Annotated in this window: 22 protein-coding genes; 11 read left to right on the forward strand and 11 right to left on the reverse strand. The window is 69.8% G+C overall.

The window, feature by feature from the left end; all coding sequences use genetic code 11:
• Positions 1 to 192: 192 nt before the first annotated feature.
• Both AC3IFE_RS22305 and AC3IFE_RS22310 read left to right on the forward strand, forming a co-directional pair.
• Positions 193 to 633, forward strand: a complete 441-nt coding sequence (locus AC3IFE_RS22305) for a hypothetical protein (protein WP_089469588.1) — start codon at positions 193 to 195, stop codon at positions 631 to 633.
• A gap of 33 nt (positions 634 to 666) precedes the next feature.
• A complete protein-coding gene (locus AC3IFE_RS22310) occupies positions 667 to 1,503 on the forward strand; it encodes an SH3 domain-containing protein (RefSeq protein WP_489191988.1) in 837 nt (278 codons plus the stop codon).
• Between the two features lie 108 nt (positions 1,504 to 1,611).
• Here the strand turns inward: AC3IFE_RS22310 and ilvD are convergent, their stop codons facing one another.
• From ilvD to AC3IFE_RS22335, 5 genes are all read right to left on the reverse strand, one after another.
• Complete coding sequence (ilvD, locus tag AC3IFE_RS22315) at positions 1,612 to 3,471, reverse strand: dihydroxy-acid dehydratase (RefSeq protein ID WP_089469590.1); 1,860 nt, start codon at positions 3,469 to 3,471, stop codon at positions 1,612 to 1,614.
• A gap of 381 nt (positions 3,472 to 3,852) precedes the next feature.
• Entirely contained in the window at positions 3,853 to 4,875 is a 1,023-nt protein-coding gene (locus AC3IFE_RS22320) for an Ldh family oxidoreductase (RefSeq protein WP_489191990.1), read from the reverse strand.
• The gene (locus tag AC3IFE_RS22325) at positions 4,868 to 6,460 is read right to left on the reverse strand and encodes an aldehyde dehydrogenase (NADP(+)) (protein WP_489191992.1); all 1,593 of its coding nucleotides are present in this window, start codon (positions 6,458 to 6,460) and stop codon (positions 4,868 to 4,870) included. Before AC3IFE_RS22325 ends, AC3IFE_RS22320 begins: the two co-directional genes overlap by 8 nt.
• A gap of 83 nt (positions 6,461 to 6,543) precedes the next feature.
• On the reverse strand, positions 6,544 to 8,169 hold the full coding sequence (locus AC3IFE_RS22330) for an APC family permease (RefSeq protein WP_489191994.1): 1,626 nt from the start codon (positions 8,167 to 8,169) through the stop codon (positions 6,544 to 6,546).
• Between the two features lie 226 nt (positions 8,170 to 8,395).
• Entirely contained in the window at positions 8,396 to 9,316 is a 921-nt protein-coding gene (locus AC3IFE_RS22335; protein WP_089469594.1) for a dihydrodipicolinate synthase family protein, read from the reverse strand.
• Positions 9,317 to 9,567: 251 nt separating this feature from the next.
• Between AC3IFE_RS22335 and AC3IFE_RS22340 the strand changes: the two genes are divergently transcribed.
• The 7 genes from AC3IFE_RS22340 to AC3IFE_RS22370 all read left to right on the forward strand — a co-directional run bounded on the left by AC3IFE_RS22340 (position 9,568) and on the right by AC3IFE_RS22370 (position 14,756).
• Complete coding sequence (locus AC3IFE_RS22340) at positions 9,568 to 10,500, forward strand: 4-hydroxyproline epimerase (protein ID WP_489192065.1); 933 nt, start codon at positions 9,568 to 9,570, stop codon at positions 10,498 to 10,500.
• Positions 10,497 to 11,624 (forward strand): NAD(P)/FAD-dependent oxidoreductase, encoded by a 1,128-nt coding sequence (locus AC3IFE_RS22345; protein WP_489191996.1) that lies wholly within the window; start codon positions 10,497 to 10,499, stop codon positions 11,622 to 11,624. Before AC3IFE_RS22340 ends, AC3IFE_RS22345 begins: the two co-directional genes overlap by 4 nt.
• 127 nt (positions 11,625 to 11,751) lie before the next feature.
• A complete protein-coding gene (locus AC3IFE_RS22350; protein WP_012338331.1) occupies positions 11,752 to 11,985 on the forward strand; it encodes a 2Fe-2S iron-sulfur cluster-binding protein in 234 nt (77 codons plus the stop codon).
• Positions 11,982 to 13,250, forward strand: coding sequence for an FAD-dependent oxidoreductase (locus AC3IFE_RS22355; protein WP_489191999.1), 1,269 nt, complete (start codon positions 11,982 to 11,984; stop codon positions 13,248 to 13,250). The genes AC3IFE_RS22350 and AC3IFE_RS22355 overlap by 4 nt, the downstream gene beginning before the upstream one ends.
• 307 nt (positions 13,251 to 13,557) lie before the next feature.
• On the forward strand, positions 13,558 to 13,908 hold the full coding sequence (locus AC3IFE_RS22360) for an ArsR/SmtB family transcription factor (RefSeq protein WP_489192001.1): 351 nt from the start codon (positions 13,558 to 13,560) through the stop codon (positions 13,906 to 13,908).
• Entirely contained in the window at positions 13,898 to 14,332 is a 435-nt protein-coding gene (locus AC3IFE_RS22365) for a YeeE/YedE family protein (protein WP_489192003.1), read from the forward strand. The genes AC3IFE_RS22360 and AC3IFE_RS22365 overlap by 11 nt, the downstream gene beginning before the upstream one ends.
• A 1-nt stretch (position 14,333) precedes the next feature.
• Positions 14,334 to 14,756, forward strand: coding sequence for a DUF6691 family protein (locus AC3IFE_RS22370; RefSeq protein ID WP_489192005.1), 423 nt, complete (start codon positions 14,334 to 14,336; stop codon positions 14,754 to 14,756).
• Positions 14,757 to 14,865: 109 nt separating this feature from the next.
• Here the strand turns inward: AC3IFE_RS22370 and AC3IFE_RS22375 are convergent, their stop codons facing one another.
• On the reverse strand, positions 14,866 to 15,216 hold the full coding sequence (locus tag AC3IFE_RS22375; RefSeq protein WP_489192007.1) for a hypothetical protein: 351 nt from the start codon (positions 15,214 to 15,216) through the stop codon (positions 14,866 to 14,868).
• A 213-nt stretch (positions 15,217 to 15,429) separates the two neighbouring features.
• Here AC3IFE_RS22375 and AC3IFE_RS22380 point away from each other — a divergent pair, with 213 nt between their 5' ends.
• Positions 15,430 to 16,914: an aminotransferase-like domain-containing protein gene (locus tag AC3IFE_RS22380; RefSeq protein ID WP_489192009.1), complete on the forward strand. Its 1,485-nt coding sequence runs from the start codon at positions 15,430 to 15,432 to the stop codon at positions 16,912 to 16,914.
• An 84-nt stretch (positions 16,915 to 16,998) separates the two neighbouring features.
• Here the strand turns inward: AC3IFE_RS22380 and AC3IFE_RS22385 are convergent, their stop codons facing one another.
• The 3 genes from AC3IFE_RS22385 to AC3IFE_RS22395 form a co-directional block, all read right to left on the reverse strand.
• Positions 16,999 to 17,277 carry a CppA family protein gene (locus AC3IFE_RS22385; RefSeq protein WP_489192011.1) on the reverse strand — a complete coding sequence of 93 codons (279 nt, stop codon included), beginning with the start codon at positions 17,275 to 17,277 and terminating at the stop codon, positions 16,999 to 17,001.
• Positions 17,278 to 17,373: 96 nt separating this feature from the next.
• A complete protein-coding gene (locus AC3IFE_RS22390) occupies positions 17,374 to 18,768 on the reverse strand; it encodes a cytochrome-c peroxidase (protein WP_489192013.1) in 1,395 nt (464 codons plus the stop codon).
• Positions 18,765 to 20,228, reverse strand: coding sequence for a metallophosphoesterase family protein (locus AC3IFE_RS22395; protein WP_489192015.1), 1,464 nt, complete (start codon positions 20,226 to 20,228; stop codon positions 18,765 to 18,767). Before AC3IFE_RS22395 ends, AC3IFE_RS22390 begins: the two co-directional genes overlap by 4 nt.
• 161 nt (positions 20,229 to 20,389) lie before the next feature.
• Between AC3IFE_RS22395 and AC3IFE_RS22400 the strand changes: the two genes are divergently transcribed.
• A complete protein-coding gene (locus AC3IFE_RS22400; protein ID WP_489192017.1) occupies positions 20,390 to 21,238 on the forward strand; it encodes a class I SAM-dependent methyltransferase in 849 nt (282 codons plus the stop codon).
• A 100-nt stretch (positions 21,239 to 21,338) separates the two neighbouring features.
• Here the strand turns inward: AC3IFE_RS22400 and AC3IFE_RS22405 are convergent, their stop codons facing one another.
• Together AC3IFE_RS22405 and AC3IFE_RS22410 are read right to left on the reverse strand one after the other, a co-directional pair.
• The gene (locus AC3IFE_RS22405) at positions 21,339 to 21,650 is read right to left on the reverse strand and encodes a hypothetical protein (protein WP_489192019.1); all 312 of its coding nucleotides are present in this window, start codon (positions 21,648 to 21,650) and stop codon (positions 21,339 to 21,341) included.
• Complete coding sequence (locus AC3IFE_RS22410) at positions 21,647 to 23,668, reverse strand: BCCT family transporter (protein ID WP_489192021.1); 2,022 nt, start codon at positions 23,666 to 23,668, stop codon at positions 21,647 to 21,649. Before AC3IFE_RS22410 ends, AC3IFE_RS22405 begins: the two co-directional genes overlap by 4 nt.
• Positions 23,669 to 23,933: the final 265 nt, after the last annotated feature.

Here is a 23,933-nt window from a genome sequence, read left to right on the forward strand (position 1 = left end):
CGTTCAAGTTGAGGGCATTTGCGCCAACTTCAACGCCGGCGCCGCGGACGGGCCAGCACGCGGCGTGCCCGCGCAGCCTTCCGGAGCAGGAAACAAAAAGTAACCGACCATACGCGCGGAAATCTGCAGCGGACGTAAGCTAGAGTCACGCGCGCGCCCGGCGGCGGCGCGCGGATTTTGCCGGAGTACGAGATGAACCCGATTTCCGCCGCGAGGCCCGCCGTCGTCGCGCTGGCCGCATTGACGCTTGGCGGCTGCTACTACACGAGCCCTTATGGTTATGCACCTTATTACGCGCCGGTGCCCGCCACGGTGACGCAGCGCGAGATCCCGGCCGCACCGACTGCGCCCGGTCCACCCCCGTCGACCGTGCCGCAGGCGCAGGTGGACGCCGGCACGGCGGTGCCGGTGTATGTCGCTCCGGCCTACGTGCCGCCGCCGTATCCGTATTACTACCCGGCGTACTACTCCGGCTGGTACGGGCCGCCCGTGACGATCGGCTTCTGGGGCCGCTGGGGCGGTGGCGGATACTGGGGCGGGCGAGGTGGCTACTGGCATCGTCCGTGGGGCGGCGGGCATTGGGGCGGGGGCCGCGGGGGTGGTGGCCATTGGGGCGGCGGCCATCGACACTGACCGGCGCGCGGCGGCGCGGCGCGGGAGAGCATCATGAGAAACACGATTATCCGAAGTCTGTGTGTCGTCCTGGCCGGCTTCGTGGCCGCGCCGGGCGTGGCCGATGCGCAGAGCAGCGCTTACACGAACTCGCCGGCCGAGTTGTTTGCGGGGCCGGCGCCCGATTATCCGGTGGTCGCGCAGATTCCGCCCGGCACCGCGCTGGACGTATTCGGCTGCCTGAGCGACTACACGTGGTGCGACGTCGCGCTGCCGGGCGTGCGCGGCTGGATCGATGCGCAGTTGCTCGACTATCCGTACCAGGGCAGCTACGTGCCGTTGCTCGAGTACGGCGCGATCATCGGCGTGCCGGTGACCGGATTCGCGATCGGCGCGTACTGGGATCGCTATTACCGGCACCGTCCGTGGTATCCCGAGCGCGATCGGTGGGCGCATCGTCCCGAGCCGAGGCTCGGCCCAGGAGGCATGCCGCCTGGGCAAGGGCGTCCGCAACCGGGCGCGCCGATGCAGGTCGCGCCGGGCGGCCCGCCGCCCGTGCATGACACGCGGCCGTCGGCGACGCGCGGCGGCTGGAACGGTGCGAACCGCATGCCGCCGCCGGCCGCGCCGACGCCGATGCCGGGCGGGCCCGGCAATGCGCGACCGGCCAGTCCGGCGCCCGCGCCGACGCCGATGCCGGGTGGAGCAGGCAATGCGCGTCCCGCCGGTCCGCCGCCGGCCGTGCTGCGCCCGCCGCCCGCGCCGGGCGGCGAGGTCCGCACGATGCCGCCCGTGCGGCAGGGCGGCGGGGGCGGCGGCGGTTATGCGCGGCCGCAGGGCGGCGGTAACCACGGCGGCGGTGGCGGCGGCCCGGACGAACCCCGGCACTGATCGCGCCGGCGCCGCGGGCGCGCCGGGCTTCGGACGAAAAAAAGCCGCTCCGGAGAGCGGCTTTGCGATCGGGCGGGGCAGGCCGTTCGCACGACCGGCCTTCACGCGTCAGTCGTCGAGCAGCGACAGATCGCGCACCGCGCCCTTGTCGGCCGACATGACGAGCTTCGCGTACGCCTTCAGCGCCGCGGACACCTTGCGCGGACGCGGCTGCGCGGGCTTCCAGCCCTTCGCGTTCTGCTCGTCGCGGCGGCGCGCCAGTTCCTCGTCCGACACGAGTACGTCGATCGTGCGGTTCGGAATGTCGATGCGGATCCGGTCGCCGTCGCGCACGAGGCCGATCGCGCCGCCCGCTGCCGCTTCGGGCGAGCAGTGGCCGATCGACAGACCCGACGTACCGCCCGAGAAACGGCCGTCCGTCAGCAGCGCGCACGCCTTGCCGAGCCCCTTCGACTTGATGTAGCTGGTCGGGTAGAGCATTTCCTGCATGCCCGGGCCGCCCTTCGGGCCTTCGTAGCGCACGATCACCACATCGCCGGCCTTGACCTTGTCGTTCAGGATGTTCTCGACCGCTTCGTCCTGCGATTCGGTCACGTGCGCCGAGCCTTCGAACACGAGGATGCTTTCGTCGACGCCGGCCGTCTTCACCACGCAGCCGTCGAGCGCGATGTTGCCCGTCAGCACCGCGAGGCCGCCTTCCTTCGAGAACGCATGTTCGTACGAGCGGATGCAGCCTTCGGCGCGGTCGAGGTCGAGGCTCGGCCAGCGCGTGTTCTGGCTGAACGCGACCTGCGTCGGAATCCCGGCCGGGCCGGCCTGATAGAACGTGCGGACCGCTTCGTCCTGCGTGCGGACGATGTCCCACTGGTCGAGCGCATCCTTCAGCGTCGGCGCGTGCACGGTCGGCACGTCGGTGTGCAGCTTGCCGGCGCGGTCCAGTTCGCCGAGGATCGCCATGATGCCGCCGGCGCGGTGCACGTCCTCGATGTGGTACTTGTTCGTGTTCGGCGCGACCTTGCACAGCTGCGGCACGATGCGCGACAGGCGGTCGATGTCCTTCATCGTGAAGTCGATGCCGGCTTCGCGCGCGATCGCCAGCAGGTGCAGGATCGTGTTGGTCGAGCCGCCCATCGCGATGTCGAGCGTCATCGCGTTCTCGAATGCCTTGAAGCCGACCGAGCGCGGCAGCACGCGTTCGTCGTCCTGCTCGTAATGCTGGCGCGTCAGTTCGACGATGCGGCGGCCGGCGCGCTTGAACAGTTGTTCGCGGTCGGCGTGGGTGGCGACCACCGTGCCGTTGCCGGGCAGCGACAGGCCGAGCGCTTCGGTCAGGCAGTTCATCGAGTTCGCGGTGAACATGCCCGAGCACGAGCCGCAGGTCGGGCACGCCGAGCGTTCGACTTCGGCGACGTCGGCGTCCGAATACGACTGGTCGGCCGCGATCACCATCGCGTCGACGAGGTCGAGCTTCTTCAGTTCGATGGCTTTGGTGACCGGGTTCGCGAGGCGCGTCTTGCCGGCTTCCATCGGGCCGCCCGACACGAAGATCACCGGGATGTTCAGGCGCATCGCGGCCATCAGCATCCCCGGCGTGATCTTGTCGCAGTTCGAGATGCACACCATCGCGTCCGCGCAGTGCGCGTTCACCATGTATTCGACCGAGTCGGCGATGATGTCGCGGCTCGGCAGCGAATAGAGCATGCCGTCGTGGCCCATCGCGATGCCGTCGTCGACCGCGATCGTGTTGAATTCCTTCGCGACGCCGCCTGCGGCCTCGATTTCGCGCGCGACGAGCTGGCCGAGATCCTTCAGGTGCACGTGCCCGGGCACGAATTGCGTGAACGAGTTGACGACCGCGATGATCGGTTTCGAGAAATCGTCGTCTTTCATGCCGGTGGCGCGCCACAGCGAGCGCGCACCTGCCATGTTGCGGCCGGCGGTGGAGGTTTTGGAACGGTAAGTGGGCATGGTGATGGCTGAAGAAATATCGCGGGAAAAGGGTGGAGGCACCGGAATAAAGGCCTCTCTCGCGCCCGTGCGAACAACCTCTTGAGCTGCGCCCTGGGCAAACTCCACGATTATCCCACAGCCGCCGGGCCCGCGGCGGCGGCGGCGGGAGCGGGCGAGCGGCGCGGGTGGGGCGGCCGAGTGCACCGAGGCCCCAAGGCCCCCCAAGGTCCCCAAGGTCCCCAAGGCCCCCAAGGCCAGCAAGGCCAGCAAGGCCAGCAAGGCCAGCAAGCCCACCAAGCAGGTAGCGGCCCGACGCAGGCCATCCCCGGCGCAACCGGGCGGCGGCTTCATCGCCGGTTGCCCCGACGACGGAGCCGCGTCGCGCCGCTCGATCGCGCGTCAGTCGAGCAGCGTCAGGATCTCGTCGTATAGCGGCTTCGGAATCCGCACGCCGTTCGCGATGCTGCGCGCGCGGGCGTCGAAGCGCCGTTGCGACGGCAGCCGCGCGCCCTGCGCGACGATCGATTCGAACATCCGCTCGCCGCGCGCGAGCCCCGCGTCGAGATCGTCGCCGAGAAACACCTTCGGATCGAACGCGATCACGAGTTCGCCGTGGCACGGCGTCGCGCCGACGCCTTCGTCGAAGTCCATCGATTCCCGGCTCGTCATGTCGCCGATCAGCGCGCCGCCGAGCAGCTCGACCATCGCCGCGAGCGCCGAGCCCTTGTGGCCGCCGAACGTGCGCATCGCGCCTTGCAGCGCGGCCTTCGGGTCGGTGGTCGGCTGGCCGTCCGCGTCGATCGCCCAGTGCGCCGGAATCGCCTTGCCCTGTTTCGCGTGCAGTTCGATGTCGCCGCGTGCGATCGCGCTCGTCGCGAAATCGAACACGAACGGCTCGCCGCCCGGGCGCGGCCATGCGAACGCGATCGGGTTGGTGCCGAACACCGGTTCGCGGCCGCCTTCCGGCGCGACCCAGCTATGGCTCGGGTTCATCGCGATGCCGACCAGCCCTTCGGCCGCGATCGCCTCGACCTCGGGCCACAGCGCGGAGAAGTGGTAGCAGCGGTTGATCGTCATCGCGGCGATGCCGTGCTGCTTCGTCATCTCGACGAGCACGGGCAGTCCGGTTTCGAAGCTCAGCAGCGAGAAGCCGCGATGCGCGTCGACCGTGACGATCGACGACGACAGCTTGCGCAACGTCGGCACGGCCTGCGGATCGACCTTGCCTTGCTTCAGCGAGCGCACGCAGACGAGCAGCCGGTACACGCCGTGCGAATGGCATTCGTCGCGCTGACCCTGCGTGATCACGTTGGCGATGGCCCGCGCATGCGCGTCGGACATCCCGTGGTGCGTCAGCACGCGCAGCGCGAGCGCGTGGACTTCGTCGAGCGACAGCACGACTTCGGCGGTGTGCTCAGACATGCTCCACCTCGCGCGCGGCGGGCACGCCGTCGATGCGTTGCGGCACGTGCAGCGGATTGCTGCTGCGGAGCGCGTCCGGCAGCAGCGCGTCCGGTACGTCCTGGTACGACACGGGGCGCAGGAAGCGCTCGATCGCGCGCGCGCCGACGGACGTCGTGCGCGTGTCGGACGTCGCCGGGAACGGGCCGCCATGCACCATCGCGTGGCCGACTTCGACGCCCGTGCCGAAGCCGTTGACGAGAATGCGGCCGGCCTTGCGTTCGAGCGTCGGACGCAGCGCGGCGAACAGCGCCGCGTCGCCGTCGGCGAGATGCGCGGCGATCGTCAACTGGCCTTCGAGCGATTTCAGCACGCGATGCAGCGTGTCGGCGTCCGGGCAGCGCACGATCAGCGACGCGGGGCCGAACACTTCGTCGCGCAGTTCGGGGTGGGCGATGAACGCGTCGGCGGAGGTGGCGAACAGCGCCGCGCGGGCCTGATGGGGGCCGCCTCCGACGCCTTCGGCCAGCAGTCCGACGGCCGCGTGATCGCGCAGCGCCGCGACGCCTAGCGCATAGCTCGCGTGGATGGCCGGAGTCAGCATCGTCTGCGCGGCTACGGTACGCACGGCGTCGGCCGCCGCGGCTTCGAACGCGCGCAGCGCGGGGCCGTCGACCGCGAGCACGAGGCCCGGATTCGTGCAGAACTGGCCGGCGCCGAGCGTGAGCGACGCGACGAACTGCGGTGCGATGGTGTCATGACGAGCCTCCAGCGCGGCGGGACACAGCAGCACGGGATTGATCGAGCTCATTTCCGCGTAGACCGGAATCGGCTCGGCTCGCGCCGCCGCGATATGCATCAGCGCCACGCCGCCGCGGCGCGAGCCGGTGAAACCGACGGCCTTGATGCGCGGGTCGGCGACGAGGGCCTGGCCGATCTCGCGCGATGCGTCGAACAGCAGCGAGAACACGCCGGCCGGCATCCCGCATTCGCGCGCGGCCTGCTGGATCGCGCGGCCGACGAGTTCCGACGTGCCCGGATGCGCCGAATGCGCCTTGACGATCACCGGGCAGCCGGCCGCCAGCGCCGACGCCGTGTCGCCGCCGGCCACCGAGAACGCGAGCGGGAAGTTCGACGCGCCGAACACGGCCACCGGCCCGACCGCGACGTTGCGCAGGCGCAGGTCGACGCGCGACAGCGGCTTGCGCTCGGGGCGCGCCGGGTCGATCCGCGCGTCCAGAAAGCCGCCGTCCCGCACCAGCGACGCGAACAGCGCGAGCTGGCCGACCGTGCGGCCGCGTTCGCCTTCGATGCGCGCACGCGGCAGCCCCGTTTCGACGACGCAGCGCTCGATCAGGTCGTCGCCGAGCGCCATGATGCGGCGGCCGATCGCGTCGAGGAACGCGGCGCGCGCTTCGAGCGACGTTTCGCGATACGTGTCGAACGCATCGTCGGCGAGCGCGCACGCCGTTTCCAGATCGTGCAGGCTCGCGCCGCCGAACGCGGGGTCGAGCGGTTCGCCGGTGGCGGCGGCGATTGCGTGGAGGGTGCCGTTCTGTCCGGTGACAGCCGACTGGCCGATCAGGAGCTGACCTGTGAGTTGCATGGTTTTCCTCGGAAAAAGCAGGGCCGGGCGTGGTGCGCCCGGCCGATGGAAGGGGAAAAGGACGGGAAAAGTGCGCGGGCGCGTCAGTCCTCGTCGTCGTCGAGTTGCAGCTTGTCGGCGCGCACGCCGGTATTCGCGCCCCAGTAGTAGATGACGAGCGCGACGGCCGCGACGACGACCGTGTCGTACGGATGCGCGAGCCGGCCCGTGCCGCCGAAGCCGCCGAGATACGACAGCACGATCATCGCCGCATAGAACGCGATCAGCCACGCGGACGAACGCACCTGCTCGGCGAGGCTCAGGTGCGCGGTCGGCACCCAGCGGCGGCACGCGAGATAGATGGCGAACATCGCGATCTGCAGCCCGAGCAGCCAGGACACCGTGCTCCAGCCCGACCAGTAGACGATCAGCGCGGCGATCACGAACGACGCGGGGCCGGTGAGGCCGAACGCGCTGGCGCGGAACGGTCGCGGCAGCTCGGGCGCGGTGCGGCGCAACGCGGCGACCGACACGGGCGCGACCGCATAGCTCAGCACCAGCGCGGCAGACACGATGTTGATCAGCGCTTCCCACGACGGGAACGGCAGCGTCCAGAAGATCGCGAGGCCGAACGTGAGCCACAGGCCCGCGCGCGGGATACCCGACGCTTCGTCGACGCGCGTGAACACCTTGAAGAACGTGCCCGTCTTCGCCCAGCCGTAGACCACGCGCGGCGTCGCGTTCATGTAGATGTTGCCGCAGCCGCTCGGCGAGATCATCGCGTCGGCGACGACCATCACCGCGAGCCAGCCGACGCCGAGCGCAAGCGCGATGTCGCGGTACGGCAGCGAGAACGCCTTGCTCACGTCGTGCCAGCCGGCGGCGAGCATGTCGGTGGGAATGCTGCCGATGAACGCAAGTTGCAGCAGCACGTAGATCAGCGTCGACAGCAGGATCGACAGGATCAGCGCGATCGGGATCGTGCGCTGCGGATTGCGCACCTCGCTCGCGACCGACACGATCGGCGTGAGCCCGAGATACGCGAAGATGATGCCGCCGGCCGACACGGCCATCTCGATACCCGGCATGCCGAACGGCGCGAAGCCGTGCACGGTCAGGTTCGCGGGCTTGAAGAACGTGAACAGCACGCCGATCACCGCGAGCGGCACGATGAACTTGAAGACGCTGATGATGTTGTTCGCCTTCGCGAACGTCTTCACGCTCGAATAGTTCAGGTAAAAGAAGAAGCAGAGCAGCGCGGCCTGCACGAGCCAGCCGACGGTGGTCGGGTCGCTCGATCCTTCGACCGTCAGGCCCGGAAACCACGCGGCCGCGTACTGGCGCGCGGCGACGACTTCGATCGCGATCAGGCTCGAAAAGGCGATCAGCGTGATGAAGCCCATCAGGTAGCCGAGCAGCGGGCCGTGCGAGAACACCGGGTAGCGCACCACGCCGCCCGCGCGCGGCAGCGCGGCGCCGAGTTCGCAGTAGACGATGCCGAGCAGCAGCACCGCGAAGCCGCCGAGCAGCCACGAGAAGATGCCGGCCGGGCCCGCGATCGTCGATACGTGACTCGCGGCGAACAGCCACCCCGAACCGAAAATGGCGCCCAGACCGATGAACGTGAGATCGGTCAGCGACAGCTGTTTCTTGAACTTGCCGTGACCCGCGCCGGGGCGCGCGGAACGGGAAAGCGGGACAGACGGGTGTGCATTGCCTTGGCCTGGCATGGGCGTGTCTCCTGGGGGAATGTCGGTGCAGGCGCGCGTGGCGCGCGCTCCGACGGAGCAGTGCGCACGCCTGCCGGCCGGCGTCGCCCGGTTCGAACGACCGGGGCGGGCCGCGGCCCGTTCACGCGCGGCGCGGGCTGGCGCCGGGGTGAGCGGGGCCGCGAGCCATGCCGGACCGCGGACGGCGACGCACGGTGCAAACCCGTGCGCCGCCGCGGGGCGTCGATCAGAGACCGACGTCGGGCAGCGCCGGGCGCGTGTCGAGCGCCTTCGCGACGATGGCCTTCACTTCCGCGAGCGTGTCGCCTTGCAGCGCGAGGCGCGGCGGACGCGTGACCGCGCTGCCGCGGCCGACCAGTTCCTCGCACAGCTTGATGCACTGCACGAGGTCGGGGCGCGCGTCGAGGTGCAGCAGCGGCATGAACCAGCGATACAGCGCGAGCGCTTCGTCGAAGCGCTTCTGCTTCGCGAGGCGGAACAGCGTCTCGCCTTCCTTCGGGAACGCATTCGACATGCCCGACACCCAGCCTTCGGCGCCGACCGCGATGCTCTCGACCACGACGTCGTCGAGGCCCGCGAACAGCACGAAGCGATCGCCGACCGCATTGCGCAGATCGATGAAGCGGCGCGTATCGCCCGACGAATCCTTGAAGCAGACGATGTTCTCGCAATCCTGCAGCGCGATCAGCACGTCGGGCGTCACGTCGTTCTTGTAGATCGGCGGGTTGTTGTAGACCATCACCGGCAGGTCGGTGCTCGTCGCGACCGCGCGGAAGTGCGCGGCGGTTTCGTGCGGCTTCGCCGAGTAGACGAGCGCGGGCATCACCATCACGCCGTCGACGCCGACGCGCTGCGCTTCGCGCACCGTATTGCGCGCGAATTCGGTCGTGAATTCGGCGATGCCGGCGATCACCGGAATCTTGCCGCCGGCCGCGTCGCGTGCGGCCTCGATCACCTGGAGCTTTTCGCTCGTCGACAGCGACGTGTTTTCGCCGACCGTGCCGCAGACCACGAGGCCCGACACGCCGTCGTTCACCAGGTTCTTGACCACGCGGTGCGTGGCGTCGATGTCGAGGGAAAAGTCCGGCTTGAACTGGGTGCTGACGGCCGGGAAAACCCCGGTCCACTGAATGGCGTTTCGGCTCACTGAAATCTCCTACGTTCGTATCGGTCGGCCGACGGGTATGTCGGTGTGGCAACCAGTATCGCCGCGCAAACGCCCATCACGCTTGAGTCGTATCGCGGAGCAAAATGACGAAATCGGCACAGCGGCCGGCAGGGGCGCGAAGGGCGCGTCGCACTATGCCGATTTCGTCGTCGTCCTCATCGAAAAGCCACAAGCGGACGGACGCGCGACGGAGGAAGCTATGCTCCTTTCCCCACTTCGGACGGCTCATGATGAAGCGCATCCAGATCATCGATTCGCACACGGGCGGCGAACCCACTCGGCTCGTCGTGTCCGGCTTTCCGTCGCTCGGCAACGGCACCATGGCCGAGCGACGCGACGTGCCCGCGCGCGCCCACGACCGTTACCGCACCGCGTGCATCCTCGAGCCGCGCGGCAGCGACGTGCTGGTCGGCGCGCTGTTGTGCGACCCGGTGTCGGCCGACGCGGCGGCCGGCGTGATCTTCTTCAACAATAGCGGCTATCTCGGGATGTGCGGGCACGGCACGATCGGCGTCGTGCGCACGCTGCATCACATGGGGCGCATCGCGCCCGGCGTGCACCGGATCGAGACGCCGGTCGGCACCGTCGAGGCGACGCTGCACGACGACCTGTCGGTCAGCGTGCGCAACGTGCCCGCGTATCGCCATGCGCAGGGCGTCGTGGTCGACGTGCCGGGATACGGCCCCGTGAAGGGCGACGTCGCGTGGGGCGGCAACTGGTTCTTCCTGGTCAGCGACCACGGGCAGCGCGTGGCCGGCGACAACGTCGCGGCGCTCACCGCATATGCGTCGGCCGTGCGCGAAGGGCTCGAACGCGCGGGCATCACCGGCGCGAACGGCGGCGAGATCGATCACATCGAGTTGTTCGCCGACGATCCCGCGCACGACAGCCGCAGCTTCGTGCTGTGCCCGGGCCTCGCGTACGACCGATCGCCGTGCGGCACCGGCACGAGCGCGAAGCTCGCGTGTCTCGCGGCCGACGGCAAGCTTGCGCCCGGCGCCGTGTGGCGGCAGGCGAGCGTGATCGGCAGCGTGTTTCATGCAAGTTACGAGCTGGCCGACGGCGGCATCGTGCCGACGATTCGCGGCAGCGCGCACCTGAGTGCGGAAGCGACGCTGCTGATCGAGGAAGACGATCCGTTCGGCTGGGGTATCGGGGCGTGAGCGAAACGAAGACCGACGTCGTCGTGATCGGCGCCGGCATCGTCGGCGCGGCGTGCGCGCACGAACTCGCGCAGCGCGGGCTGCGCGTGCTCGTCGTCGACGACGCGAGCGGCGGCGCGACCGGCGCGGGCATGGGGCACCTCGTCGCGATGGACGACAACGCGGCCGAGCTCGCGCTGAGCCATTACTCGATCGAACTGTGGCGCGCGTTGAGCGGCGAGATGCCCGACGGCTGCGCGTATCGCAACTGCGGCACGCTGTGGCTCGCGGCCGATGCGCACGAAATGGATCTGGCGCGCGCGAAGCAGGCGGCGCTCGGCGCGCACGGCGTGGCCGGCGAGTTGATCGATGCGGCGGCGCTCGCGCGACTGGAGCCGATGCTGCGCGCGGGCCTCGGCGGCGCGCTGAAGATTCCGGGCGATGCGATTCTCTATGCGCCCGTCACCGCGAACTGGCTGCTGCAGCGCGCGCCGCGCGTCACGTTGCGCCGCGAGCGGGCGGTCGCGGTCGACGGCCCGAGCGTGACGCTCGCGAGCGGCGACGTGCTGCGCGCGGAGCGTGTGATCGTCGCGAACGGCGTCGCGGCGCGCACGCTGCTGCCCGAACTGCCGCTGCGCCCGAAAAAGGGCCATCTGCTGATTACCGACCGTTATCCGGGCCACGTGTCGCACCAGCTCGTCGAGCTCGGCTATGCGGCGAGCGCGCACGCCAGCGATGGCACCTCGGTCGCGTTCAACGTGCAGCCGCGGCCGACCGGCCAGCTGTTGATCGGCTCGTCGCGCCAGTTCGACACCGAGGACGCGCAGGTCGAGCCGCCGGTGCTCGCGCGCATGCTGCGCCGCGCGGTCGGTTATCTGCCGGATCTGGCCGACCTGAACGGCATCCGCGCATGGACCGGCTTCCGCTGCGCGAGCCCCGACGGCCTGCCGCTGCTCGGCGAGCACCCGGCGCGGCCGGGCGTGTGGCTCGCGGTCGGGCACGAAGGGCTCGGCGTGACGACCGCGCCGGGCAGCGCGCGGCTCGTCGCCGCGCTGATGGCCGGCGAGCGGCCGCCCATCGATATCGAACCGTATTTGCCGGGACGCTTCCTGACCGCGTCCCTCGTCACCGGAGTGCTGACATGAAACGACCCCCACGCTCACTGCGTTCGCTGGCGACCGGAGGTGGCGCTTCAGCGCTTACTCCGGTTCCATGCAAGGCGCCTCGCGAGTGGGTTGTCAGCCTCCTTGGGGCGGCCCGGCGGAGGCTGACATGATCATTCATCTGGACGGCCGCGCGCTGACGGTGGCCGACGGCGCGACCGTCGCGGCCGCCGTCGCGGCGAGCGGCGACGACACGACGCGCGTGTCGTGCACGGGTGCGGCGCGCGCGCCGTTTTGCGGAATGGGCATCTGCCAGGAATGCCGGATGACGATCGACGGCCGGCGCCGGCTGGCGTGCCAGACGCTGTGCCGCGACGGCATGCAGGTGGAGCGCACGCGATGAAACAGGAACGACTGAGCGTCGACGTCGCGATCGTCGGTGCCGGCCCGGCCGGGCTGTCGGCCGCGCGGGCCGCCGCGCGAAGCGGCGCGACCGTTGCGATCGTCGACGACAACCCGCGCGCGGGCGGGCAGATCTGGCGGCAGCCGGCCGCGGCCGCACCGACGCCGGCCGCCGCCGAACGCCTCGCCGTGCTGCGGCAGCCGAACGTCACGCATCTCGCGGCGACGCGCATCGTCGCCGAAACGCAGCCGGGCACGCTGCTGCTCGAAGACGACGAACGCGGGTTGCTGCTCGATTTCCGGACGCTGATTCTCTGCTGCGGCGCCCGCGAGCTGCTGCTGCCGTTTCCGGGCTGGACCCTGCCGGGCGTGACCGGCGCGGGCGGCTTGCAGGCGCTGATCAAGTACGGGCTCGACGTGCGCGGGCAGCGCACGGTGATCGCGGGCAGCGGGCCGCTGCTGCTGGCGAGTGCGGCGACGGCCCGGCAGGCCGGCGCGCGCGTGCCGCACGTGCTCGAACAGGCGGCATGGGGCGACGTGGCGGGCCTCGGCGCGGGGCTGTGGCGCTGGCCGTCGAAGCTCGCGCAGGCCGCGAAGCTCGTCACGGCCGCGTATCGGCCCGATGCGCACGTCGTCGAGGCATTTGGCGACCAGCGGCTCGAACGCGTGCGAATCCGTCAACGCGATCGCGAATTCGACGTCGACTGCGACCGGCTCGCGTGCGGCTTCGGCCTCGTGCCGAATACCGTGTTGCCGCGCCATCTCGGCTGCCGGATCGAAAACGGCGCGGTGGCGGTCGACGCGCACCAGCGCACGAGCCGCGACGGATGTTTCGCGGCGGGCGAGTGCACGGGCGTCGGCGGCAGCGAGCTGGCGATGGTTGAAGGCGAGATCGCCGGATACGCAGCGACGGGGCAGACCGTACAACTGGCCGCGCTGGTCGCACGTCGCGCGCACTGGCAGGCATTCGCGGATGCGGTACGCGAGCGCTTCGCGATCCGCGAACCGATCCGCCGGCTCGCGCGGCCCGACACGCTGCTGTGTCGTTGCGAAGACGTGCGGTTCGATGCGGTCGCACGCGAACCGGGCTGGACGGCCGCCAAGCTGCAGTCGCGCTGCGGGATGGGCGCATGCCAGGGCCGCGTGTGCGGCGCGGCCGCGCAGGCGCTGTTCGGCTGGACGCCGCCAGCGCCGCGCACGCCGCTCGTGCCCGCGCGGGTCGGCACGCTGATGCTCGACGGTACCGGGCCTTGCGACGGCGCATGACGCGTGCAGCGCCGCGGTGAAGCGGCCCGGTTCAGGGCGGGCCGCGTCTTCACTCTTCCTTCACTTCGCATCGATGGCGGGTGACGCAATGCCGTCGACCGCGTTCGCCGTCGTTGCCGCGCCATGCGTGATCGCGGCGGTTGCAGGGCTGGCGCGCGGCGTGGTTCGCGCCGGTGCGGTATGCGCGGTGGCTGCCGACGGGATGGTGGGCAAGCAGGCCAGATAGAAGGAAGGGCGCTCGGATTGCCGATTCGGCAAGCAGCGGGATAAAACAATATATAAATTCTTTAATCGTATTCCCGCTCCGATGAACGACGATTTTCCCGCCGGGTTGCCCGGGCCCGAGCAGATGCGCACCGCCGCCGAATCGGCGTGCACGCTCCTCAAGGTGATGTCGAATCCCGACCGGCTGCTGCTGCTGTGCGAACTGTCTCAGGGCGAGCGCGGCGTGAGCGATCTCGAGGCGCGACTCGACATCCGTCAACCGACGCTGTCGCAGCAGCTCGGCGTGTTGCGGGACAACGGGCTGGTCCGCACGCGCCGAGAAGGCAAGTCCATCCGCTATTCGCTCGACAGTCCGGCCGTGGTCGCGGTGATGGGCGTGCTGTACGAACAATTTTGCGGGGCGACCGCGAAGGAGGCGCGCGATGCAGTTTGATGCGCTTCATTTCACGCCTTGGCTGTCGCTGGCCGGCGGCGTGCTGATCGGGCTTGCCGCCGCGTGGCTCGTGGCGTTCAACGGCCGGATTGCCGGCATCAGCGGGATCGTCGGCGGCTTGTTGACGGCGGGCGGCGCAGCACGCGGCTGGCGTGCCGCGTTCGTCGCCGGGTTGATCGCCGCGCCCGTCGCGATGCGTTTCGCCGGGAGCGGCCTGACGCCGCAGGTCGACGCCAGTTGGCCGGAATTGCTGGCGGCCGGGCTGCTGGTGGGGATCGGCACGCGGTACGCGGGCGGCTGCACGAGCGGTCACGGCGTATGCGGCATATCGCGCGGGGCGTTGCGTTCGGTGGTCGCGACGGCGATTTTCATGGTCGCGGGGTTCGCGACCGTCTTCGTGCGGCTGCACGTGCCGGGAGGCTGACATGCAGGCAGGATTCGCGTTTCTGGCCGGATTGCTGTTCGGCATCGGCCTCATCGTATCGGGCATGGCCAATCCGCAGAAGGTGCTGGGTTTTCTCGACCTGGCGGGCCGCTGGGATCCGTCGCTCGCGTTCGTGATGGTGGGCGCGATCGGCGTCGCGGTATTCGCGTTCGCGTGGGCGAAGCGCCGGACACGGTCGTGGCTCGGCCTGCCGATGCAGTTGCCGGCCGCCCGGCCGATTACCGTGCGCCTCGTCGCCGGAAGCGCCGTGTTCGGCATCGGCTGGGGGATTGCCGGGTTCTGTCCGGGGCCCGCGATCGTGTCGATCGGCTTCGGGTCGGCCAAGGGGATCGGGTTCGTCGTCGCGATGCTGGCCGGGATGGCGCTGTTCGAGTGGCTCGAGCGCCAGCGGAATGGGCGGTGAGGCAGGGGTGCGCTCGCTGGGTACGGTTGCCCGGAACATCATGCGTTCGTCGGTCGCCGCGATGATGCGATGACTTCCCGGTGTTTCCGGCGGCAGGCGAGTCGCGATGTCAGAAATGCTCGCTCACGTGACGGCCGCCGTGCACTTTCCCGGACAGCCGGCGCAGGATGCCGCGCCATACCGAGAGCATGCCGCTTCGACCCGAGGGTTCCATGATCGTCGTGCTGACCACGCGACTGCCGCGAGCCGACAGCGTGACATGACCGGCGGTTTCGAGCGTCAGGCATTCGCCTTCGTCGAGTTCGCGGCGAATGTATTGCGGTACATCGGGCAACCAATCGAGCCCGCCGTGGCACAGCGTGACCGCCAGCGCGCCGTCCAGCACGATCAACTGGCTGCCCTTGTCGAACCACGCAAAGTGGCTTTGCCCCGCGTCGAGCCGGAGGTGTTGCGTCCGCATGGTGATTTCTTTTCCCCGGTTGCTCCGGTTGGGCGGCCTCGCGACGACGAGGCGACAGCATGCAATCAGGTTAAGGAAGCGGACGTGCGCACGACAGATTCAGGGGACGGAAATCTGTTGCGGTGCAGGTGATGATTTCGGGCTGCTGTATCGGTGGGTTTTCCCCGGATCTGTATCTGGCGTGCGCTGGATGCCGCGGGCACGATGGCCTGCATGACGATTTTCGCCGACGCATCCCGCACGCCTTTGCCGATGGACGGCGAGCCGCTTTACGAACGGCTCGCCGAACATTACCGCCGCATCATCGCGGCCGGCACGCTGGCGCCCGGCGACCGGATGCCGTCGGTCCGCGCGTGCATGGCACAGCACGGCGTGAGCCTGTCGACCGCGATCCAGGCGTTTCGGCGGCTCGAGGATGCGGGCTGGTGCGACGCGAAGCCGCGCTCGGGTTACTTCGTGCGCCGCCGCGCAGCGGCCGTGCTCGACGCGCTGCCGGAAAGCGACGGGCCGCCGTTGAGCGTCGAGCCGCCGTTCACCGGGCTGCACGAACGCGTATCGCGCGTGATCGACCGTGCGAACGCGGCGACCGATGCATTGAATCTGGGCGGCGCATCCGCGCACGCCACGCTATATCCGACCGAGCGCCTGCAGGCGCTGGCGATCCGGCTGCTGCGGCGCAAGCCCACGTTGCTGACCGACGCGGGGCCCGTCGGCGGTTCGCCCGAATTCCGGCAGACGATGGCCAAACGCGCGTTGTCTTACGGCGTGACGCTGACGCCGGACGACGTGATGTCGACGAGCGGCGGCGTCGATGCGATGAATCTCGCATTACGGGCGGTCGCGCGGCCCGGTGACACGATCGCGATCGAATCGCCGGCCTTCTTCGGCCTGATCCAGTTGCTCGAAAGCCTCGGCCTGAAGGCGCTCGAAATCCCGGCAAGCCCGACGACGGGCCTGTCGATCGAGGCGCTCGACGTGGCGCTGGCTGCCTACCCGGACATCCGGGCCGTGGTCGTCGTGCCGAACCTGCAAAACCCGCTCGGCTGCGTGATGCCCGACGCGCGCAAGGCCGAGCTCGTCGCGCTGTGCTCGCGCCACGGCGTGGCCGTGATCGAGGACGAGCCTTATCGCGAGCTCGTCGAGGCGCCGCAGGCGGTCAGGCCGGTCAAGGCATGGGACCGCGACGGCACGGTGATCTACTGCCCGTCGTTCAACAAGGTGCTGGCCCCCGGGATGCGGCTCGGCTGGATGAGTGCTGGCCGCTGGCATGCGCGCGCGAGAATGCTGAAATTCGCGCACAGCCGACACAACGCCGCGCTGTTGCAGGCCGTCGCCGCTGAATTCGTGGGCTCGGGCGCGTTCGATCGGCACCTGCACCGGTTCCGCGAACAATTGCGTGTGCAGCGCGACGTGACGATCGACGCAATTGCGCGGCATTTCCCGGCCGGCACGCGAATGAACCAGCCGCTGGGCGGGATGCTGCTGTGGATCGCGTTGCCGGAAGGCGTGCGCTCCGATGCGCTGTTCGACGCGGCGCTGGCGCATGGCGTCAAGATCGCGCCCGGTTCGATCTTCTCGAATTCGGACCGTTTCGACGGCTATATCCGGCTCGCCTGCACGCGCGTATTCGATGCGGCGCACGAGGCGGCGTTCGACACACTCGGCCGCCTCGTACGGGAAGCCATGGCGGCCGCGTAAGCGTGACGGCGGCAGCGGGCCGGATTTCCGAATACGCGAGTGCTCCGGCCGGACGCGGTACCGAAGCGGCAAGCCGCCGCCATTTCATCGGCCGACCGCGTGCGTGGCGAGGTGCTGGCGGATCAGCGACAGGTAACGATCGCCGATCGAGAAATCGCGTGCCGCGCGCGGCCGGGCGGGCGCCGGACGCAGCGTGGCCGGCGCGCTCATGCCCAGATACCGGCACACGGCGGACGGAAAGGGCTTGCGCGTATGCCCGAGCTGACGCGCCGCGCGCTCGACGCGGGCATCGCCGACCTGGGCACGCAGCCACGCCAGCACTTGGCGATCGGTGTCGTTGACGATACGGACCAGATGTTCCATCGCGCACCTCACTGTTCATAAATACAGTACTGTAAATATAACCAGTGTTTGCGCGAACCGCAAGCGGGGGCGCGTCGGCTGGCCGTTCGGCCAGGGTCAGCGCACCGGCGCGGCGGTGCGCGCAACCCGGGCCGCCGGGGCCGTAGCGGCGGCCGGCGCGGCCCGGCCGGTATAGCGCGCGTCGGTCAGCGTGCCGAGGAACGCGACGATGTCGTCGATTTCCGCATCGGTCAGCGCGGGCGGCGTGCCGGGCCGGCGGTTCATCGGCGTCGAATTGACGTTGATGTTGCCGCGATAGGCGGCCGGCACGTCGTCGAACGTTTGGGCGCCGTGATACCAGAAGCCGGGATCGGTCGAACGCGTGTTGTAGAACGCGACCGCGTCGCGCAGCGTTGTGAACACGCCGTTGTGCATGAACGTCTGCTTGAGCGCGACGTTGCGCAGCCCCGGCGTGCGCAGATAGCCGCACCATTGCGCCGGCTCGGGCCAGCGCAGCCGCCGCGCGGTGTCGCACAGCCCGTTGTCGAAATGGCGCGGATCGCGGTTCGCCGGCAGCGCACGATTGCGCGGCACGGCGATCGCGTCGTAGCCGAAATCGGTGAACAGCGAGCGTTCCGGTCGGCTCGACGTGTCCGACAGCGTATGGCAGGTCATGCAATTGCCCTTGTCCGGATTCCGGAACAGCGCGAGGCCGCGCATCTCGGCCGGCGCGAGCGGCTTGCGCGTGCGCAGGAATGCGTCGAAGCGCGACGTGAATGGCGCCATCTCGTCGCTCTGCAGATAGGCTTCGACGGCCGCACCCAGCGCGCGCACCAGTTGCTCGGGATCGCGCCGCACCGGCGCGCCGAAGCGCGCGGCGAGATCGGGCGCGAGTTCGGTCGCATCGACCTTGCGCAGCAGCGCGGCCGGCGACCGGTTGTTCATCTCGTTCGGATCGAACAGCGGCCCGCGGATCTGTTCGGCGAGCGTATCCGCGCGACCGTCGCTGAACAGGCCGCCGAACGGCGACGGCGCGGGCGCATCGTCGTCCTGGTAGAAGTGGCGGCGCGGTACGTAGCGCACATAGAGCAGCGATGGCGCATTGCGCTGGCTGAAGCGTCCGGGCCGGCTGCCTTCGGGCACGCCGGGCCCCGCGAGCGATGCGGCCGACAGCGTCGGCGCGAACGCACGGCCCGGATCGTGGCAGCCCGCGCACGACATGCCGCGCGGCTCGGACAGCCGCGGGTCGAAGAAGATCCGGCGGCCGAGCGCGACGAGCGTCGGGTCCGGCGCGAAGCGCGCGGTGGCCGCGTCGACCTTGCCCGTCACCTGCGGCGTGCCGTTGCCGATCGTGTCGACGACGCGCGACGGCGGCGCGCCGGGAAGCAGGACCGTTTCGGCCGGCGCGGCATGAGCCGCGAGCGTCAGGCCGGCGAGCAGGGTGGCGGCAAGCGTGTGCAGCGTCCGCCGGCCACGCCCGTCGCGGCCGTCGCATCGAACTTCGTCCGTCACGGCGCGATGAACCCCGTCTTGTCGCAGGCGAGCGTCCTGCCCGACTGATTGCACGACGCCAGCAGCTTGCCGGCCGCCGAATACGCATGGAACGTCCAGCCCGTCGTCGGCGCGGCGTTGCGCTCCATGATCAGGAAACCGAAGCTGTTGTTGTGCGACAGCCGTTCGATCACCGCGCCCGGCGCGGGCGTCAGGCCGGCCGGGAACGGGTCGGGCAGCGCGACGTCGAGGTTGTCGCCGCCGTTGCCGGACACGATCGTCGCCGGGTGCCCGGACGAGAAGTCGATCGCCTGGAAATCGTGCACGTGGCCGTGCAGCGCGACGTGCACGCCCGGCGGGTAGTACGCCTGCGCGTTGAGGCTCGACATCACCGACTGCAGCGCGAGGTTGCCCGGCGCCGGCGTGCTGCCGGCGATCGGCGCGAACGCGAGGATCGGATGATGGTTCGTGAAGATCGTCGTCGTCATGCCGGCCTTCGACGCGAGCGCCGCGACCGTCTGGAACTGCTTCTGGTAGATGCCGAACTGCGCGTCAGTCGTCTTGAGCGGCGTGCGGCCGACCTTCGCGGTGTCGAATACGATCACCTGCGAGCCGCCGCCGAGTGACACCGCATAGGGCTCCGAATAGTTCGCGTTGATGTCGTTGGCCGGATCGTCGCACGAACGCGCGGCCGAATACGGGCGCGGGTCGAGGAAGCGGAACCAGCCCTGGCCCGCACGCGCGCATTCCTCGTGGTTGCCGCGCACGACGACCCACGGCGCCTTCGCGAGCAACGGCGCGGCCGGGCGGAACAGGTCGGCCTGCCACGTATCCCAGCCGTAGCCCCACGGGCTGTCCTTGCAGCCGGCGATGTCGGGCGGGCACGCGTTCTCGCGATAGTGGTAGTCGCCGACGTGCAGCACGAGATCGGGTGACAGCTTCGCGACGCTGGCCGCGATCGTCGCGAGCGGCCAGACCGCGGCATCGTTGCACGCCTGCCAGGCGTTGTCGGCCTTCTTCATCCGGCAGCCGGTGTCGGCGATGATCGCGACGCGCTGCGGCTGCGCTTTCGGCAGCGGCAGCGTGCGGCCCGCGACGCTCGCCGCCTGTGCGCCGGCCGGCAGCGTGGTTTCGCAGACGGACACCGGGAAGCTCGACGGTTTCGAATCGGCCGGGTCGCTCGCGGTCGGCCGCTGGGCGACGGTCGCGGCGCCCGCGCGCAGCGCCATGCGCGATACCTTGCCGTCGACGGTCAGTTGCGGGCACGACGGATCGCCGGCCGATGCGGGCGTGTAGTTCGTGATCACGCGCGCGATCGCCTGGTTCGCGTCGCCGATCTCGACCCATGCGGCCTGGACGTTGGCCGACGCGCTGGCTGGATCGTCGGGCGTATCGATGTGATTCGAGCACGCGGACAGCGCGGCGAGGGCAGCAAGGGGAGCGCAGCGCACGAGCAGCGCGCGCGTGAGGAGTCGTCGCATGGGAGAGGCGCACCGTAGGAAAGTCGTCAACGATACGCAGCGAGAATGTAAGAAATGTGAAAACGTAGGCGTGGCGGGGCGCATATCGGCCGACCTTGACTTCAAGCCGGCTTGAAGCAGCACAGTCCGGTTCGTCATCAATGAATCGAAGGGGATCGACGATGGAAGCCAACCGGCCCAACGAAGCGCAATCGGCGTTATGGAACGGTCCGTCTGGCCGCGCATGGGTCGATGCGCAGGCGCTGCTGGACCGGATGTTCGAGCCGTTCGAAACGCTGCTGGCGGATGCCGCGGCCGCGTCGTCGGCCACCCGCGTGCTCGACGTTGGCTGCGGCACGGGCGCGGTCACGCTCGCGATCGCGCGGCGGCTCGGCGCGAACGCGCAGTGCACGGGCATCGACATTTCGGCGCGGATGATCGACGCCGCACGCGCGCGTGCCGAACGCAGCGGCCTGCGCGTCCGGTTCGTGTGCGCGGACGGGCAGACGCACGCATTCGAACCGGCGAGCGTCGACCTGATCGTGTCGCGCCTCGGCGTGATGTTCTTCGACGACCCGGTACGCGCGTTCGCGAAGCTGCGGCAGGCCGCGCGACCGGGCGCGCCGATGCGGTTCGTCGCATGGCGCGGCGCGGCCGACAACCCGTTCATGACGACGGCCGAGCGGGCGGCTGCGCCGTTGCTGCCGAACCTGCCCGCGCGGCAGCCCGGCGCGCCGGGGCAGTTCGCGTTCGGCGACCGGCAGCGGATCGCGTCGGTGCTGTCGGACAGCGGCTGGGCCGACGTTGCGATCGAGCCGGTCGACCGGGTGTGCATGCTGCCGACGTCCGAGCTGGACGACTACATTGCCCGGCTGGGCCCGGTCGGCCTTGCGTTGCGGGAGACGGACGAGGCGACGCGGCGGCGTGTGGTGGACGCGATGCGCGCGGCTTTCGAGCGGTACGTGTGTGGCGCCGAAGTGCGTTTCGACGCGGCGTGCTGGCTCGTGACGGCCCGTGCGCCGTCCGCATGACTAGTGTGAAAGCAGCGGATGAGGAAGGGCATGGCCGCTCGTTCGCCCCGCATGTGGCCGTGCCCGCGTGATGAAGCCGGGGCTGCGCGACCTGCGTGCGTCAGTGTTTGCGCGCGCGCAGCATCAGCCACGCGCAGCCACCGGCCACCAGCGCGAGCCCGAGCAGGACGGCTTCGGCGCCGAGCGCGAAACCGGGCGGCATTTCGCCGCTGTTCGGCACCGGCGACAGGTTGCCGCCCATCGCGACGGCGCCGCCGGCCAGCAGCGCCGCGCAGACGATCCAGTAGACCTTGCCGAGCGGCGCCGCGGCGCGGATTCGCCACAGCGCGACGCCGGCGCCGCCGAGGTTGAGCACGGCGAGCGTGCCGAGCGCGATGACGTCGGCAGCGCGGCTGTGCAGCAGCCCGCTCATTCGGACTCCGTCGCGTGCCCCGGCGCACGGCTCAGCAGATGCGTGCGCTTGTCTGCCGCGAGCGACACGTAGCGTTCGTACTGGCGCAGCACGTCGGCGATCACTTCGTCGCCGCGCAGGTATTCGACGTCGTAGCCGAGCCGCCCGTCCTCGAAGAACGTGACGATGCCGTACACGTGTGCACGCGATTCGTCCGGCTCGGCGGCCTCGCGCACCAGGAACGCGGCCGCGGATTTCGCGGTGACGCGCACGCCGTACACGAAATCGCGGTGTTCGGCGGTCGGCACGGTCAGCCGCACCGCATCGTCGCTGTCGCGTTGCACGTGCGCATCGACGCCGCTCGCGCGCAACTCGTCGGCGACCTTGCGCAGCGCGGGTTCGACCGTTTCCGCGACGAACTGGCGCGCTTCCGTCTCGGTCGTCTGCCGCAGGATGTGCGTCAGGCGATGGCGCCAGTGCTGGCCGGTCCAGAAGCTCGTTGCAGGCGCAACGTCCTGCGAATAGTGCGCGCGGTCGGCCGCGAGCCCGCGCCACAGCCCGTAGCAGAGCGCGAGCATGATGATGGCGACTGGCAGCGCGGCGATCAGCGTCATCGCCTGCAGCGCGCCCAGGCCGCCCGCGACGAGCAGCACCGCGGCCGTCAGGCCGAGCAGCGCGGCCCAGAACAGCCGCTGCCAGACCGGCGAATGCGCGTTGCCGCGCGTCGCGATCTGGTCGATCACGAACGCGCCCGAATCGGCGGACGTCACGAAGAACACCGCGATCAGCACGATCGCGACGATCGACAGCAGTTGCGGCAACGGCAGGAAATCGAAGAAGCGGAACAGCAGCGCATCGACGTTGGTCGCCGTTTGCGCGAGCGCGCCGGCCGCGCCGTGCGTATCGAGCCAGATCGCGCTGTTGCCGAATACGGTCATCCAGACGAGGTTGAACGCGGTCGGCACGAGCAGCACGCCGATCACGAACTGGCGGATCGTGCGGCCGCGCGAGATGCGCGCGATGAACATGCCGACGAACGGCGACCACGACACCCACCACGCCCAGTAGAGGATCGTCCAGCCGCCGAACCAGCCTTCCTCGCGCGGCGGCGCGTACGCGTACGTGCGGAACGACAGGTCGACGAGGCTCGACAGGTACTGGCCGATGTTGTCGCCGAGCGCGCGCAGCAGGAACGCCGTCGGGCCCGCCACGACCACGAATGCAAGCAGCAGGAACGCGAGCAGCAGGTTCAGCTCGGACAGCCGGCGCACGCCCTTGTCGAGGCCGGTCGCGGCCGACACGCCGGCGAGGATCACGACGACCGCGACGAGCCCGATGCGGAACAGGTTGCCGCCCGTATCCCAGCCGGCGACCGTATGCAGGCCCGCGCTCAGCTGCATCACGCCGTAGCCGAGCGTCGTCGCGATGCCGGCGACCGTGCCGACCAGCGCGAACGCATCGACGGTGTGGCCGATCCAGCCGTTGATGCGCTCGCGCAGCACCGGATACAGGCCCGAGCGCAGCGTCAGCGGCAGGTTGTAGCGAAAGCCGAAGTATGCGAGCACGAGCCCCATCAGCCCGTAGATCGCCCACGCATGGAAGCCCCAGTGGAAGAAGGTCATCAGCATCGCTTCGCGTGCGGCGGCGGGCGTGCCGGGATCGACGGTCGGCGGCTTCAGGAAATGCTGCATCGGCTCGCCGACGCCGAAGTACATCAGGCCGATGCCCATGCCGGCCGCGAACAGCATCGCCGTCCACGACACGAAGCTGAATTCGGGTTCGGCATCGTCGGGGCCGAGCCGGATATTGCCGAAATTGCTGGCGGCGATCAGCACGAGAAATACGAGGAAGCCGGTGACGGCGAGCACGTAGAACCAGTCGAACCGTGCGATGACCCATTGCTGGCCGGCGGAGAACAGCGCGCCGGCTTCGCTCGGGCGCAGTGCGCACACGACGAGCAGCACGCCGATGACGGCGAGCGCCGGCAGGACGACCTGCGGCTTGAATGTCGTGCGGGGCGTGGGACGGGAATCCGGCATGGCGGGTATCCAGTTGTGGGCGCAACGAGGCGCAACGCCGCCCGGCGCGCCTGTGGCGCGTCGGACCCTGATACGGCGTGCGTCGAGTGTACCGCGGTGTCAGGACTGCAAGAAGAGGGCATGCAGAAGGGTAAGCCTGACGAATTGTAAGGTATCGGAGAGATCGAGAAAACCCGCGCGGCGCACGCGTGGGTCGGCGAGGTGGGGCAAACGCGGCGGCGAATGCATGTCGGACGCCCGGACGGTGCGCACGGCATGCGCCTCG

Source organism: Burkholderia sp. APQ4-4ca (assembly GCF_057837105.1).

Bases quoted from the DNA above. Each gene is read 5' to 3' on its own strand.
- AC3IFE_RS22350 (WP_012338331.1), top strand. From the start codon at position 11,752: ATGATCATTCATCTGGACGGCCGCGCGCTGACGGTGGCCGACGGCGCG.
- AC3IFE_RS22340 (WP_489192065.1), top strand. From the start codon at position 9,568: ATGAAGCGCATCCAGATCATCGATTCGCACACGGGCGGCGAACCCACT.
- AC3IFE_RS22385 (WP_489192011.1), bottom strand. From the start codon at position 17,277: ATGGAACATCTGGTCCGTATCGTCAACGACACCGATCGCCAAGTGCTG.
- AC3IFE_RS22365 (WP_489192003.1), top strand. From the start codon at position 13,898: ATGCAGTTTGATGCGCTTCATTTCACGCCTTGGCTGTCGCTGGCCGGC.
- AC3IFE_RS22405 (WP_489192019.1), bottom strand. From the start codon at position 21,650: ATGAGCGGGCTGCTGCACAGCCGCGCTGCCGACGTCATCGCGCTCGGC.
- AC3IFE_RS22325 (WP_489191992.1), bottom strand. From the start codon at position 6,460: ATGCAACTCACAGGTCAGCTCCTGATCGGCCAGTCGGCTGTCACCGGA.
- AC3IFE_RS22410 (WP_489192021.1), bottom strand. From the start codon at position 23,668: ATGCCGGATTCCCGTCCCACGCCCCGCACGACATTCAAGCCGCAGGTC.
- AC3IFE_RS22375 (WP_489192007.1), bottom strand. From the start codon at position 15,216: ATGCGGACGCAACACCTCCGGCTCGACGCGGGGCAAAGCCACTTTGCG.
- AC3IFE_RS22330 (WP_489191994.1), bottom strand. From the start codon at position 8,169: ATGCCAGGCCAAGGCAATGCACACCCGTCTGTCCCGCTTTCCCGTTCC.
- AC3IFE_RS22400 (WP_489192017.1), top strand. From the start codon at position 20,390: ATGGAAGCCAACCGGCCCAACGAAGCGCAATCGGCGTTATGGAACGGT.
- AC3IFE_RS22320 (WP_489191990.1), bottom strand. From the start codon at position 4,875: ATGTCTGAGCACACCGCCGAAGTCGTGCTGTCGCTCGACGAAGTCCAC.
- AC3IFE_RS22305 (WP_089469588.1), top strand. From the start codon at position 193: ATGAACCCGATTTCCGCCGCGAGGCCCGCCGTCGTCGCGCTGGCCGCA.
- AC3IFE_RS22370 (WP_489192005.1), top strand. From the start codon at position 14,334: ATGCAGGCAGGATTCGCGTTTCTGGCCGGATTGCTGTTCGGCATCGGC.
- AC3IFE_RS22355 (WP_489191999.1), top strand. From the start codon at position 11,982: ATGAAACAGGAACGACTGAGCGTCGACGTCGCGATCGTCGGTGCCGGC.
- AC3IFE_RS22395 (WP_489192015.1), bottom strand. From the start codon at position 20,228: ATGCGACGACTCCTCACGCGCGCGCTGCTCGTGCGCTGCGCTCCCCTT.
- AC3IFE_RS22380 (WP_489192009.1), top strand. From the start codon at position 15,430: ATGACGATTTTCGCCGACGCATCCCGCACGCCTTTGCCGATGGACGGC.
- AC3IFE_RS22310 (WP_489191988.1), top strand. From the start codon at position 667: ATGAGAAACACGATTATCCGAAGTCTGTGTGTCGTCCTGGCCGGCTTC.
- ilvD (WP_089469590.1), bottom strand. From the start codon at position 3,471: ATGCCCACTTACCGTTCCAAAACCTCCACCGCCGGCCGCAACATGGCA.
- AC3IFE_RS22360 (WP_489192001.1), top strand. From the start codon at position 13,558: ATGAACGACGATTTTCCCGCCGGGTTGCCCGGGCCCGAGCAGATGCGC.